Here is a 13,605-nt window from a genome sequence, read left to right as displayed (position 1 = left end):
GGAGATCTATAATTTTATTAGGTGATTATTCGTCATAGAGTTGATATCGCAATTTTGGCATGATGATTAACTCCTATCTTTACAGATTAAACTCTCTACACGATAATGCAGGGGGGTTATCAGATGGCCCTCAATACGATACCCCTGATTTCTGACAGTGCGAATAAAATTATCTGGTAAACCCGACTGGGATAGTTTCTCTTTTAAACTTTGCGCCACCTGACTCAGACGTTTATACGAGGCCACTAATCCATTATTCTTCCAGACGGATGCCAACATTTCGTTATAATTTGCGACCCGCCCATCAGCATGTTGTAATAAATATGCCAGTAACCGTTTCTCCGTATCGCCAAATATGACGACCTCAATATGGCAACGCCTATGGCCTGATCCGTAATGGATGAAGCGTAATACAACACCATGATGTATATTCACCTGGATCGTATCTCCAATGAGAAAGCCGTATATGTCGTGACCATTGATTGTATTTATTTCTGTTTCAGACGCATTAACGGAAAACATCCGCCCTCCCTTACATCAATGAATTTGATTGAACAGTTCCACAATATTTCGTACCCCGAACTTATTCATGGTTGTGCGTTTATGATGGTTCACTATTTTTTCATTTTTACCCATAATCTGTGATTCCCCGAAAACCCTCGTTTAAACAATTCGAGAACTGCAGATTCATGTGATGTAAAGGGCAGTGGGTGAAAAACGGCATATACCGACTCTTCACTGTATGGTGTTAACGGTGTTTTCATTTCTGAATACAACATTAATGTCTGTCTGATTTTGCATGTGATGGTTTCTTTATCATCTGTTTTATAAAATACATCAGATACAGTATTCGGAATAACATTTCTCAATAGAGACTTATTTTGGCAACTAAGCACGATGAAAATAATCAGTGATTCAGTTTTTTTTAAGTTACACGCATGTTCAAACGTCTTATAAAAAAAATCAGAGTCGGCATCAATAAATACAATTCTGGTTTTTTTATTCAGTTTTTTTGTGAGGATGGCAGGCTGTATAGCCAGATGTTTAGCCAGAATTTCTTTAAGTAAAATAAACAGGCCGTATCGATAGTAATTGTCTGTTGTATCTATATTGCAAAAGAACATTAGACTCTCCTAAAATAAATGTTATGACAGGATTTGCTCATCCCATCCGAATAAAAATTATATCTATAATCCACTTTTCCTTTTTTTGAAAAATGTTAGTAAAGCTAAAGATGTGATAATTTCTAAGTTGATAATCTGACTGATATTAATTGGTTCCTCTCTTGTTCTGAATTCTATTGTTGAAGATTGTATAGCGAAATAATGTTATTTAAAATAGTCATAATTTAAAGCAAATTATCGTTAATTAAATGTGTTGTTTGTTAACAAAACACTTTCTTTACAGTATAAGGTTCTGTAAATATCGTGTAAAAAGTTTTAAATATAATGTAAGTGCAATATAATAAATTATTTATCCCAATGTTAATTTATTGAGTTATTTTTTAAAAAATAACCTACGAAAATATGTAAATAAAGTGCTTGCACCATCTATTTAACAATGCGAATTAAGCATTAACAAAACACGCTGTTATATAAGGTGTTTTTATTTATGTAAATGATAGTGATAACCATTGATTTTTCGAAGGGGGATAATCGTGCAGTACCTCTTCGAGTCCTACACCCAAAACAAGAAACTTCCTACGAATGATCTCTTATTGTCGTATGATTCGGCGGCAGTGAAACTGATTTTCGCATCCCTCTTTGTGATTTAAACCACCTTATAGTGAGTCATCCTAAACTGAAATCCGCGCACACAGGGCCATCACTTATGTATTCAGTGGTGTAGCGTGATAGCGACTGTCCTCGCGTGATCCTTTCATGAGCATGATTTTGACGGCTCATGATAAAAGAGTGGTAACAGCCGGTCGTGTTGCTGAATAAGTTCATGACTAATTTTCAAAAGACTATGATGGTGAATAGGTGAAAAATAGAGGCGTAAAGACCCGAGTATCAGAAGGGCTGCAGAGCGTTCGTGGTAAAGGTGGTAGGACTCCGTTAGTGGTATAAATAATAGAAGGTTGAAACAGCCGAGGGTGTAGATGCTGGGCCAACTAGCTTGATTCGTTGAGAATGGCGTGCAGTTACACAGAATTATTTACAGAGTCTGGGGTGTGTTGGGCGCGTTATGCCCCGAAGGCCCCCCAGTAGTAATTGGCTTTATCCCCTCCCTGCCTGAAACTCCCTCTAAATCCCCCTTTTCGTAAAGGAACGATCACCGATTTAATTTAGTTGTTTTCAGCCTGCCGTGTCCGTCATAATTTCTACCGGATTCAGCCCAGTCTGCTGCTCCAGAAGCCCTTCCAGTACAAAGATGGAATCACGAAGCGTACCGGAAACAACAATGCCATGGAAACCGGAGTACTGATCGGAAACAAAGTTGTACCAGGTGATACCGCGTCCTGAACCAAAGTATTTACGATTTGGTCCGGAATTAACCGTTTTAACCGGTGTGACAAAACGCATACCATCTGCGGAGGCAACCTCACCCGGCAACCTCCTCAGCTCAGGCTCTAATCAGACAGGGACTTTCCCTTAAGGCTGTCCAGGAGAAAACAGGAATTTCCCGTGCTACTTATTTCAGGTTAAAACGAAACTAACTTTCACATATTAAAGAGTTTAATTTTATTTATTGGATGAATATATGAATATATGAATATAACAAAGTTCCCGACTACTGAAGAGTGCTATGTACTGCCTAAATCGTCTAAAAGACCATGGATACACTTATCGAAAAATATATTTCCAACCAATTCTACTTACCTCGGTATATTTGGTTTTGAAAAGAAACAGAAAATATTAATAATTAGGGCTATCAGACAACCAGACTTTGGCAGGATATTCCTTAAGTTCATGTCTGTGATATTTTTTCTTATGCTACATGTTGCAGGTGCAAACGCCGAAAACACTAATGGTGTTGGGATTAAAAAGCTTGAAGTTGTCAACCCTATTGATCATCTCCCAATGGAAACGGTGGCATTCTTTCCAAGCTCTGGCCGCTCGGAAGTTACCAGCATCGGTCCTTATCAGATTGCAGCGTCCAGATCGGTCTCCATTGGGAGCAATTTATATCCGTTGATCTTACTATCGCATGGAAACATGGGCAGTATGTGGGGACATCATGATCTCGCTACAGCCCTTGCGCAGCAAGGATACATCGTCGTGAGCGTGACCCATCCAGGCGATAATTTCCAGAATTCGAGTCTAATGGGGTCTACTAGCACAATTTACGGACGCCCCTTGCAGATATCTGCTGCTTTATCGGCTGCTCTCAAAGATTCTGTACTTGCGTCGCATATTGATAAAGATCGAATAGGATTTTTGGGGTTTTCTGCCGGTGGAACCACAGGCTTGATACTCGCAGGAGGCAAACCGACTCTAACTCGCCTTGCGGAATACTGCGCGAAGCGTCCCAACGACCATCATGTTTGTGAAGCAAAGGGACATATCAGACTTAATCGTCCTGAACTCTCCCCAACAGCTGATCCGCGTATTCGATCATTCGTCCTACTCGCTCCCTTAAGTGTCATTTTTACCCCAGAGGGATTGCAGCCTATTAAGGCACCGTTACTTATTTTTGTCGGGGATAAGGATGAAGAATTATCTCCTGATGATAACGCGATAGCATTGGCGAAGAGTACAGAGGCTTGGTTACAGGTAATCCCCAATGCTGGTCATTTCACATTCTTATCACCGTGCTCACCTGATATGAACCGTACAATGCCGGATTTATGTGCTGAACGTAAAGGTATAGATCGTGTCGCGATTCATCAACGCATTAATGTTGAGATAACAACCTTCTTCGACGAATCGTTTGGTATAAAATAGATGATAACCACATCAGTTTACCTGCGACGTTGAGAGTAATGTTATTGATTCAATCAATACAGATGCGATAGCAGTTGATGCATGACGGCATCTGGAGGGAAAGATACGCGTTATCAGTAAACGTTACACATAGCGTATTGATGGGATTAAGCTTACCTTGAAAATATTGGAAGATGAATACTCACGCCGCCTGCAGTCATCATGAAATTAAAATTTTTCTTATTAAATTTTAATTTAAACAATAGATTATCTCTTTAACGTGGTTTTTTACATCACTGGCCCTCAAACCCCGATCCCGATTAATGAGCAACTGATTTCTCATCTGTCCCCGCTGGGGTGGGAACACATAAATCTGAGCGGGGATTACGTCTGGCGAACAAACCTCAAGCTGGGACAGGGTAAATACCGCGCATTACGCTCAGTGGATAGTAGTCTGTACAAAAAGCAGGCTTAGCGTAGGATATTTTCCGTTTTCCAAGCGGACCCCATCAGGCGCTGGCGATTTTGTAGGATTACCCTTATTAGATTGAGTCGATTAAGTGATTAATACCGATTTATTGGGGTATCCAATTGATTTTATAAACTTATCATTTAAATGTATACTTACCACCGTTAACTCTGGGCACAGTGAGTGAATACGAACGCTATGGTCTCATCTTCCCGACATGTATTTCACTATGCACCGTTTCGAAACTTGTTTTTTGCCCGCCTCCTCACGGTATTAGGCAATGGCATCGCACCGATTGCACTGGCTTTTGCCGTGCTGGATATCGGCGGTTCCGCAGCAGATTTAGGTCTGGTGGTGGCTGCTCGCTCTATTTTCAACGTTGCCTTCTTATTAATTGGTGGGGTACTTGCGGATCGTTACTCTCGAAGTAAGGTTCTGCTGTCTTCATCCGTCATTGCCGCCTTATCTCAAGGGATCGTTGCCTGGTTAGTGCTGGACGGAACAGCAACAATCATGTGGTTGGCGGTCCTCGGGACGATTAACGGCGCGGCGGCGGGTATTGCACTTCCTGCTTCTTCAGCAATGGTTCCACAAACAGTACCAGCACGTAACCTCAGGGAAGCGAACGCTTTTATCCAGTTGGGCATCTATGGCGGGACGGTAATTGGTGCCTCATTGGGTGGGGTTCTGACGGCTGCCATTGGGCCTGGCTGGGGATTGGCCGTCGATGCTTTGGGTTTTGCTGCTTCAGCACCGCTTTATCTCTTGATTCGAACCGCCTCGGCACAGCTCCTCACATCGCAAACCAATATCTTGCAGGATCTACGAGATGGTTGGCAGGAGTTTATTGCTCGCGCGTGGGTTTGGACTATTGTTGCCCAGTTCACCGTTGTTAATGCGGCTTTTAGCGGCGTAGTGATGATCCTTGGCCCGATAGTGGCTGATGCTTCATTTGGGCGTGCCAGTTGGGGGATTATTGTTGCCGCACAAAGTATTGGCCTGATTGCCGGTTCTTTCATTGCGCTCCGCTGGCGGCCACGACGTGATCTGTTTATTGGTGTCATTCTGGTCGCACTTTGCGCAATACCCATTACTCTCCTCAGTATGGTGTCTTCGACTGCCATCCTTATGGTGGCATTTTTTATTGCCGGGGTCGGGTTTGGGCAATTTGGTGTTGTGTGGGCGCATTCTCTACAAACCCATATTCCACCTGAGAAACTCGCGCGTGTTTATGCCTATGATGCGATGGGGTCATTTGTGGCAATTCCTATCGGGGAACTTGCTGCGGGGCCTCTCGCTATGCATTATGGCAGCCGGGCCGTTTTGCTGGCTTCAGCCGTTGCTGTCGTGATAGCGACTATCGCTGCCAGCCTGACGCCGGCAATTAGGCGACTAGATAATGCCGCTCAGGTGAAGCAGCATATTTAGAGGCGTTGCCGCAGGCCAGCAAAGCGGCAAAATTTGCCAGTGATACTGTTGGCGCTTGGCTTACAGTATCACTGGGGGATTACGGCTTACAGTGCTCAGCGATGATGCGAATATCCTTTGGTGTGGTACGGCAGCAACCGCCAATCAATCGTGCTCCCAGACGCTGCCATTCCCCGACCAGATCAATCAGGTGGTTGTGTTCACCACCACAGGCGTGCCAGGTTTTGCTTACAGCATCGTAATGTTCCCCTGAGTTTGGATACACCAACAGTGGCTTGTCAGCCAATGCGGCAAATTGCTGTAGCGCAGGGGTGACGTTTTCCAGCGCAATACAGTTTATGCCGATGGCCAATACTTGCTGATTGCCGCGCAATAGCGCCAGAACATCCGTCAGTGGAGTACCGTCACTAAGGTGTTGGTTATCGCGTAGTGTGAATGCGAACCAGCCACCCAAGGTAGGGAATTCTTGCAGTAGTGTTAGCAACGCTTGCAACTCATGAAACGATGGCAGTGTTTCACAGGCCAGCAGATCAACCCCGGCCTCAGCCAGTGCCGCGATACGTGGCCGGTGGAAGGCGATCATCTCATCCTGTGGCAGCCGGTAATCGCCTCGGTATTCAGATCCATCTGCGAGATAAGCACCGTATGGGCCAACGGAACCGGCAATCAGCAGCGGTTCAGCTTGCGGATGCTGATTCAAAAAGTCTTTACGTGCCTGCTGTGCCAACTGAACACTTTTGGTAATGAGTTCCAGCGATTGTTGCTGGTCCAGACCACGTTGGAGGAAGCCCTGTGGGGTGGCCTGATAACTGGCAGTGATAGCACATTGTGCCCCCGCGTTAAAATAATCCAGATGAACCTGATAAATCAGTTCAGGATCCTCAATTAGCACCTTAGCTGACCACAGCGGATCACTAAGATCGCAACCTCGCGCCTCCAGTTCAGTAGCCAATGCGCCATCCAAAATCACTGTACGGTCAGCGGTTAAGAGCGCGGAGATAGGGTTATTAACCGGCATGATTCTCTCCCAATGGTTGGTTTTCCCTGGCACGGTGGGTCAGGTAATAGGTGATGTAGCACAGGGCAACAAAGGGTAGCCCGCAGTATAGGGCGATACGTTGCTCAGGATCGAAGGCCAGACCGATACAGGCTAAGAGACACAGGCTGAAGCCTGCGATCGGCGTCAGCGGGTAACCCGGCGCACGGTACTTCAGTCCCTCTATTGGCTGCCCACTGCGTAGGTAGTTGCGGCGAAAAACATAATGGGCTGCGCAGATACTCAGCCAGACCGCGACGACGGCAAAGCCAGAAATCGCTGATAGTGCGACAAACACCGTATCTGGCGCGATAACACTGGTCAACAGCGCCAACAAACCGCCGAGCATGCTAAAGATCAGCGCATTAATGGGAATGCCGCGTTTATTGATGTGGGAAAAATAAGCAGGTAAGGTTCGCTGATTGGCCAATGACCACAGCATACGGCCAGAGGCGTAAAGACCAGAGTTAGCGGCGGACAGGATGGCCGTCAGGATCACGAAATTGAATATATCGGCGGCATAAGGCACACCAATACGTTCAAATACCAGTACAAACGGGCTTTTGACAACCTCAGCCTGATCCATCGGGATCAGCGCGGCCAGAATAAATACCGTACCGATAAAGAAAACACTCAGGCGGATCACTGTGGTGCGAATTGCCCAAGGAATCGCTTTTTCCGGGTTTTCGGTTTCGCCAGCGGCAATACCGATTAACTCGGTGCCGGAGAACGCGAAATTGACCGCCACCATGGTCATCAGGATCGGTAAGGTGCCGTTTGGCAGCCAGTCAGATTGGGTCAGATTGTGCAGGAAGGGGGCGGGTGTGCCGTCCTTCATCGGCAATAGGCCGAACATCGCCGCACCACCCAAAATGATAAACGCCAGAATGGTGACGACCTTGATCAGTGAGAACCAGAACTCGCTTTCGGCAAAGAAGCGGGTAGTAACCACATTGAGCAGAAAAATAGCCAGACAAAAGATAAGGCACCATAACCACACTGGCGATTGAGGGAACCAATACTGCATACAGAAACCAGCGGCAGTCAGGCTGGAACCGAGGGCTACAGTCCAGGTCAGCCAGTATAACCAAGCAACGGTATAACCGGTAGCTGGGCCAAGATAGCGTGAAGCATAAACGTGGAAAGCCCCGGTTTCTGGCATCGCCACCGACAGTTCCCCCAGGCAGAGCATCACCAGATAGACCACCAGAGCGCCGATCATATAGGCCAACAGTGTGCCAAGGGCACCTGTGGTGGAAATTATATAGCCAGTATTGAAGAATAGGCCGGTACCAATCACTCCCCCCAGGGACAGCATCACCAGATGCCGGGCTTTCATTGTACGTTTGAACTGCCCTTCGACGGGAACAGGTGAGTGCATGATATTTTATCCGTTTAGACGTCTATATCTCTAAATGGCTGTTAGTTATACCTGCAATACCTTATGAAATCAATGCTAGATCAACCGTGCCTCGATTCTATTACCCACAGTTTGGAAAAAAACCGTTCATCGTCATCTATTCAATGGGTCTACATGTGTCATTACATTTAAAACATGATGGTTATTTAATACTGCATTTCTGGCCGCAACGGCAATGTCATGCCCTTCCTTTACTGATAAATGACCATCAATTTCCAAATGAACATCAACAATAACTAAGTCACCCATCTTTCTTGTCTTCAGGTCATGAATACCTTCAACACCGTCTGTAGCCAATAATGTTGTTTTTATTTTCTCTTCAGTTTCAATGTCTACAGCCCGGTCCATTAAGTCGTGTAGTGAGTCTGCCATAAATGAATAACCCATCTTGGTCACAATAAGACCTACGACAAGGGCAGCAACCGGGTCAAGGAATTTAAAACCTAATAAATTACCGATAATCCCGAGAGCAACAACCAAAGATGAAGCGGCATCAGAGCGGGCATGCCAAGCATTAGCGACTAGCATGCTGGATTTAACACGGGTAGCAACGGCTAACATATAGCGAAAAAGTAGCTCTTTGAAAACCAAAGCAGCTAAGGCCACCCAAAGTGCAATGATGTGCACTTGAGGGATCGCCTCGGGGTGCTGAATTTTATTTGCTGCTGACCACAGCATCCCGATACCCACAATAAATAATATTGATCCCAGAATTAATGATGCTCCATTTTCATAACGGTGGTGGCCGTAATGGTGGTCATCATCGGGATCTTTTTTACTTTTATGGTTCGCAATAAGTACAACAAAGTCTGCAACTAAATCAGATAGTGAATGAATACCATCCGCTATAAGCCCTTGAGACCCGGAGAATATTCCGGTAACTATCTGCCATAATGTCAGGAGGCAATTAACAAATACACTTATCCATGTACTTTTACGGGCAGCACGGAATCGTTCATGAGAATTATTATTAATATCATCGACAACTTTATTTTCTTGCATTTGATTCTCCAGACAACAACTGACAGTAAATACTAACCAGATGATTAATATTATGAATTACTGAAAATAATCCAGTTTTAGGACTGGGATTGCTGTCCAACGGAATCGCTAAGTTTCTTAAACTCTATTTATTCTGTTGTTTTAATCGTGAAATGTAAATACTGAATCAGCTTAAGTTTTTCTTAAGCATCAATCATTAGACTCCTTATTATCAGTAAAAGGAGCGATTATGAGCATGAATATTCAGGCACCTTACCAGTTGTTATTTGCTTCGAATGAGCAAGAAGCAAACAAACTGCAACAATATATTCAGCGGGAGTATAGCCGTGAGTTTAATGCCTCTATCCCCCATTTTTTACCTCATTTATTAGGGTTGTATCGTGCCGATGGTGTCCTCGTTGGGGCCTGTGGTCTGAATCGTGGTGATACCGGGGAACTCTATCTTGAGCGCTATTTGGATGCACCTATCGAGGCGGTCATTGCAACGCAAACAGGACATTCAGTTTTACGTGATCGTTTAGTTGAAATAGGTAACTTTGCTTGTTCGGAATCGGGAAATGCGCGAATTATGTTTGCGGCTATTTGCCGGTTGTTATGTGAGAACCAGCTTGATTATGTGGTGTTTACCGGCACCCAAAAATTACGCAATATTTTTCACCGATTGAATTTAAAACCACTGGAACTTGCTCCTGCGCTGGCAAATCGTCTCGGCGAAGATGCTTTGGCGTGGGGTGAATACTACCAGAGCCAACCCTGTGTAATGGTAGGGGACTTAAATCAGGGTCGCCAGGTCCTGAGTAAAACCAGTTTATTACTTTCCTTGTTTGCGCCAATGCCCAGCATTTTTACCTTTCAAATGAGGACACAAAGATGATCCTTTTTGAACAGTTGGCGAAAATGGCGGCGCAACAACCTCTACGTCCTGCGCTATGTGATAGCCATCAGGTGATTAACTACGGTGATTTATTGCCCAAAATAACGGCGTTGGCAGAGAGACTTCGCCACCAGAAAATAGCACGACTGGCACTTTTACTGGATAACGGCATTGACTGGGCGATGATCGATTTGGCTTGCGCATTAGCCAATATTGTTATTATACCGGTACCGGTCTTTTTCAGTAATGAACAGCAGAATTGGCTGCTTGATAGCAGCGGTGCGGATGCTTTGATTGGCCCTGCACGCGCAGGTTGGATAACGACCACATCATTTGAATACGCTCTGCATCGCCGCCAACCGGTATCGGTGCCTGAGTTGCCACGGCATACTGCAACAATCACTTATACATCGGGAACCACGGGACATCCCAAAGGGGTGTGTCTGAGTTGGGATCATCTGATGAAAGTCAGCCTATCGCTTATCGACAGGGTGGCTCCTGCTAATATTCAACAGCATCTGACGTTGCTGCCTCTTTCAACATTACTTGAAAATATTACCGGGCTGTATGTCCCGCTGCTAAGCGGCGCATGTAGCCGTATACCGCCGCTTGCTGAAGTGGGTTTTACCGGTTCCAGCCAATTTTCCTACCAGATTCTTGCCCAAGCAATTCAACAATGGCGTCCGCACAGCTTAGTACTGGTACCAGAGCTATTGCGCTTGTTGGTGATGTTGTGTGCCATAAATCCTGATCTGGCGCAGAGTTTACGTTTTGTTGCTGTTGGCGGCGGAAAGATTGCCACGGATTTAGTGGCTAAATCGCATCAATTAGGATTACCCGTTTATGAAGGATATGGGTTATCAGAATGTGGTTCGGTGGTTGCCCTGAATACGCAGGGGAATATGCTGCCCGGCTCAGTGGGTAAACCATTACCGCATTGTCAGATAAGTATTGCGCAAGATGGAGAAATTCTGATTTCAGGCTCGACAATGCTTGGTTACTTGGGCGAGCCAGCACCCGCCCAGGCTGTGGCGACTGGCGATCTGGGTCATTTTGATAACCAGGGTTTCCTGCATATTACTGGCCGTAAAAAGAATGTTCAGATTACGGCATTTGGTCGGAATTTTTCACCGGAATGGGTTGAAGCCGAAGCCCAAGTTTTTCCGGCGATATCCCGTATTGTCATCTTTGGTGATGGGTTAAGCGCCAATGTTGCTTTGATTCAACCGACACCCGGTTATGAAAATAGCCTTGCAGATCAAATATCTAAACTTAATAGCCGGCTGCCTGATTACGCACAGGTTCACCATTATCTTCTGGCCCAGCTAAGTGTAGAAAACGGGTTATTAACCAATAACGGGCGTCCGAAAAGGCAGCAAATTCTGTCCGAGTATCACCTCCGTATCCGCCAATTAATTGCAGGAGATAGAGTATGAATTTTTATCAACAATTACAGCATGATACAGCGGCGGACAGAGAAAAACTCCTTTCTGCTCCGGTTATAGAGGCTTGTCGTACTGGGAATATTAATGCCGAAATATATATCGCCTTTTTGACCCAGGCCTTCTATCACGTTAGCCACACCGTCCCTTTACTGATGACGGCGGGTGGCCGGATGAGCTCAGAGTATGAGTGGGTTCGTGGGGCTATCGCTGAATATATTGATGAAGAATATGGGCACCAGGAATGGATATTAAATGATATTCGCACTTGTGGTGGTGATGCGCAGGCTGTTCGTTACGGTCAGCCGGTATTGGCTATAGAGTTAATGATCGCGTTTCTCTATGATCATGTCTCGCGCCTTAATCCGATGGGTATTTTTGGTATGGTGCACGTCCTGGAAGGGACCAGTGTTGCTATTGCGACAACGGTGGCTCAACAGCTCAAACAAGGGTTGGGGTTACCGGAGAAAGCCATGAGCTACCTCAGTTCACACGGCGAACTGGATAAAGAACACTTGGCTTTTTTTGAATCATTAATGAACCAAGTCGAAAAAGCCGAAGATCGCGCGGCTATCATCCACTCCGCCAAAGTGGTTTACCAGCTTTATGGCGACATGCTGCGCGGCCTGATGGGGCAATCGCAATGAAACTCAATAATAGCCGTATTCTGCTGACTGGTGCCAGTGGCGGCATTGGTCGAGCACTGGCCTATACCTTGGCGAAGCAGGGCGCGTGTTTGATATTGCACGGGCGCAATGAAATTGCCCTTACACAGCTTTTGAATACACTACCTAATCCCGATGATCATCAAATATGGGTAGCTGACCTTTGTGACTCAGAGGCATTGGCAAAACAGGTTGAAGTGCTTAGGGATCAACCTAGTATTGATATTTTAATTAATAATGCTGGCACCAATCATTTTGCATGGCTTGAGGAGCAAAGTGAGCAACAAATAATACAGCAGTTATCATTGAATATTCAGGCACCCATATTACTGACACGAGCTTTGCTACCCTATATCAGTAAACCCGGCATTATTATGAATATTGGTTCCAGCTTTGGTAGCATCGGTTATGCCGGATATAGTGTGTATTGCGCCAGTAAATTTGCCCTACGTGGTTTTAGTGAGGCACTGGCACGGGAATTAAACGGTTCGGCCATCAATGTTCTTTATTTTGCGCCTCGAGCCACACAAACCGCGCTTAATTCAACGGCTGTTTATGCCATGAATGCAGAGTTGGGGACAAAAAGTGACAGTGCCGAGTTTGTAGCGAAACAGGCCGTTATTGCACTGAATAAAGAAGTAACACGGCGATGGCTTGGCTGGCCGGAGCGGTTCTTTGTCAAATTAAACGCAATTTTCCCCAGCGTTGTTGATAAAGCGCTCGCGAAGCAACACGCTATTATTGCCCGCCATGCACATGCTTCCCGTGATAAGAAGGATTCACAATGAAGACGTTAGTGTTGTTACTCACCTTTTTTGGCAGTACCGCTGTTTATGCCCAGAGTGAATTGGCAGATATCCAGAATCAATGGGCTGTTTGCCAATATCAGGTGGCGGCAAAACTGAAAGAGTCCTGTCTGGAAAAACTCAGCGCTGTTGCAGATAAAGCCAGTTCGGCCAACGGATCACGCGCTGATCTATTAATTTGGTCTGCTATCGTTAAAAGCAGTTGGGCAGGAGAGAAGGGGGGACTGGGTGCATTGGATTTGGTTAAAGACGCGAAAGTTAAGCTGGAGCTGGCAATAAAACTCGATGCTAATGCGTTGGATGGATCTGCGTATACCAGCCTCGGAACCCTCTATTATCAGGTTCCCGGTTGGCCCATTGGTTTTGGTGATAAAAAACAAGCCGAACTGTTGTTAAAAAAAGCGTTGCAGGTGAATCCAACCGGTATAGATCCCAACTATTTCTATGGCGATTTCTTGCTGGAACAAGGGCGCAAAGCTGATGCGAAAATATATTTACAAAAAGCGCTAGCGGCCCCGGCACGTTCAGGCAGAGAATCAGCAGATAAAGGCCGTCGTCAGGATATTCAACAGCGACTTGATAAACTCTAAAAGGTAG

The 13,605-nt window shown here is 45.5% G+C and carries 12 protein-coding genes and 1 pseudogene; 7 read left to right on the top strand and 6 right to left on the bottom strand.

The features are described 5' to 3' along the window. Positions 1–66: 66 nt before the first annotated feature. The 3 genes and pseudogenes from A6J67_RS22745 to A6J67_RS22735 form a co-directional block, all read right to left on the bottom strand. On the bottom strand, positions 67–522 hold the full coding sequence (locus tag A6J67_RS22745; RefSeq protein WP_050311280.1) for a winged helix-turn-helix domain-containing protein: 456 nt from the start codon (positions 520–522) through the stop codon (positions 67–69). Positions 523–614: 92 nt separating this feature from the next. Continuing rightward, positions 615–1,124: a hypothetical protein gene (locus A6J67_RS22740; protein WP_080608440.1), complete on the bottom strand. Its 510-nt coding sequence runs from the start codon at positions 1,122–1,124 to the stop codon at positions 615–617. A 1,176-nt stretch (positions 1,125–2,300) separates the two neighbouring features. Continuing rightward, positions 2,301–2,549 (bottom strand): annotated as a pseudogene (locus tag A6J67_RS22735) (Tn3 family transposase); the annotation flags it as partial. Positions 2,550–2,711: 162 nt separating this feature from the next. Between A6J67_RS22735 and A6J67_RS22725 the strand changes: the two are divergent. Further along, the gene (locus A6J67_RS22725; protein ID WP_222423824.1) at positions 2,712–3,887 is read left to right on the top strand and encodes an alpha/beta hydrolase family protein; all 1,176 of its coding nucleotides are present in this window, start codon (positions 2,712–2,714) and stop codon (positions 3,885–3,887) included. Between the two features lie 646 nt (positions 3,888–4,533). Then, a complete protein-coding gene (locus A6J67_RS22715) occupies positions 4,534–5,763 on the top strand; it encodes an MFS transporter (protein WP_032907335.1) in 1,230 nt (409 codons plus the stop codon). 79 nt (positions 5,764–5,842) lie between these two features. On the opposite strand, the gene mmuM is transcribed toward A6J67_RS22715, so the two are convergent. The 3 genes from mmuM to A6J67_RS22700 all read right to left on the bottom strand — a co-directional run bounded on the left by mmuM (position 5,843) and on the right by A6J67_RS22700 (position 9,221). Further along, positions 5,843–6,781 carry a homocysteine S-methyltransferase gene (mmuM, locus tag A6J67_RS22710; protein WP_042569110.1) on the bottom strand — a complete coding sequence of 313 codons (939 nt, stop codon included), beginning with the start codon at positions 6,779–6,781 and terminating at the stop codon, positions 5,843–5,845. Next, positions 6,771–8,180, bottom strand: a complete 1,410-nt coding sequence (gene mmuP, locus A6J67_RS22705; protein ID WP_042569111.1) for an S-methylmethionine permease — start codon at positions 8,178–8,180, stop codon at positions 6,771–6,773. The genes mmuM and mmuP overlap by 11 nt, the downstream gene beginning before the upstream one ends. Positions 8,181–8,312: 132 nt before the next feature. Then, positions 8,313–9,221: a cation diffusion facilitator family transporter gene (locus A6J67_RS22700; protein WP_005189985.1), complete on the bottom strand. Its 909-nt coding sequence runs from the start codon at positions 9,219–9,221 to the stop codon at positions 8,313–8,315. Between the two features lie 229 nt (positions 9,222–9,450). Between A6J67_RS22700 and A6J67_RS22695 the strand changes: the two genes are divergently transcribed. From A6J67_RS22695 to A6J67_RS22675, 5 genes are read left to right on the top strand one after another with little or no spacing between them, the layout of a single operon-like run. Then, positions 9,451–10,095, top strand: a complete 645-nt coding sequence (locus tag A6J67_RS22695; RefSeq protein ID WP_050297783.1) for a thermostable hemolysin — start codon at positions 9,451–9,453, stop codon at positions 10,093–10,095. Beyond that, a complete protein-coding gene (locus A6J67_RS22690; protein ID WP_050297784.1) occupies positions 10,092–11,531 on the top strand; it encodes an AMP-dependent synthetase/ligase in 1,440 nt (479 codons plus the stop codon). The genes A6J67_RS22695 and A6J67_RS22690 overlap by 4 nt, the downstream gene beginning before the upstream one ends. Further along, complete coding sequence (locus A6J67_RS22685) at positions 11,528–12,184, top strand: TenA family transcriptional regulator (RefSeq protein ID WP_050074594.1); 657 nt, start codon at positions 11,528–11,530, stop codon at positions 12,182–12,184. The genes A6J67_RS22690 and A6J67_RS22685 overlap by 4 nt, the downstream gene beginning before the upstream one ends. Continuing rightward, positions 12,181–12,990: an SDR family oxidoreductase gene (locus A6J67_RS22680; RefSeq protein ID WP_032907312.1), complete on the top strand. Its 810-nt coding sequence runs from the start codon at positions 12,181–12,183 to the stop codon at positions 12,988–12,990. The genes A6J67_RS22685 and A6J67_RS22680 overlap by 4 nt, the downstream gene beginning before the upstream one ends. Then, positions 12,987–13,598, top strand: coding sequence for a tetratricopeptide repeat protein (locus A6J67_RS22675; protein WP_172668596.1), 612 nt, complete (start codon positions 12,987–12,989; stop codon positions 13,596–13,598). Before A6J67_RS22680 ends, A6J67_RS22675 begins: the two co-directional genes overlap by 4 nt. The last annotated feature ends 7 nt before the right edge of the window (positions 13,599–13,605 follow it).

It is taken from the genome of Yersinia sp. FDAARGOS_228 (genome assembly GCF_002073315.2).
Lineage (GTDB): Bacteria > Pseudomonadota > Gammaproteobacteria > Enterobacterales > Enterobacteriaceae > Yersinia > Yersinia intermedia.
The sequence above is the reverse complement of the archived record's forward strand: the minus strand, read 5'-3'. Positions and strand labels throughout refer to the sequence as shown.

Excerpts from the sequence above, each read along its gene's own strand:
- A6J67_RS22745 (WP_050311280.1), bottom strand. The coding sequence starts at position 522 with ATGTTTTCCGTTAATGCGTCTGAAACAGAAATAAATACAATCAATGGT.
- A6J67_RS22740 (WP_080608440.1), bottom strand. The coding sequence starts at position 1,124 with ATGTTCTTTTGCAATATAGATACAACAGACAATTACTATCGATACGGC.
- A6J67_RS22725 (WP_222423824.1), top strand. The coding sequence starts at position 2,712 with ATGAATATAACAAAGTTCCCGACTACTGAAGAGTGCTATGTACTGCCT.
- A6J67_RS22715 (WP_032907335.1), top strand. The coding sequence starts at position 4,534 with ATGGTCTCATCTTCCCGACATGTATTTCACTATGCACCGTTTCGAAAC.
- mmuM (WP_042569110.1), bottom strand. The coding sequence starts at position 6,781 with ATGCCGGTTAATAACCCTATCTCCGCGCTCTTAACCGCTGACCGTACA.
- mmuP (WP_042569111.1), bottom strand. The coding sequence starts at position 8,180 with ATGCACTCACCTGTTCCCGTCGAAGGGCAGTTCAAACGTACAATGAAA.
- A6J67_RS22700 (WP_005189985.1), bottom strand. The coding sequence starts at position 9,221 with ATGCAAGAAAATAAAGTTGTCGATGATATTAATAATAATTCTCATGAA.
- A6J67_RS22695 (WP_050297783.1), top strand. The coding sequence starts at position 9,451 with ATGAGCATGAATATTCAGGCACCTTACCAGTTGTTATTTGCTTCGAAT.
- A6J67_RS22690 (WP_050297784.1), top strand. The coding sequence starts at position 10,092 with ATGATCCTTTTTGAACAGTTGGCGAAAATGGCGGCGCAACAACCTCTA.
- A6J67_RS22685 (WP_050074594.1), top strand. The coding sequence starts at position 11,528 with ATGAATTTTTATCAACAATTACAGCATGATACAGCGGCGGACAGAGAA.
- A6J67_RS22680 (WP_032907312.1), top strand. The coding sequence starts at position 12,181 with ATGAAACTCAATAATAGCCGTATTCTGCTGACTGGTGCCAGTGGCGGC.
- A6J67_RS22675 (WP_172668596.1), top strand. The coding sequence starts at position 12,987 with ATGAAGACGTTAGTGTTGTTACTCACCTTTTTTGGCAGTACCGCTGTT.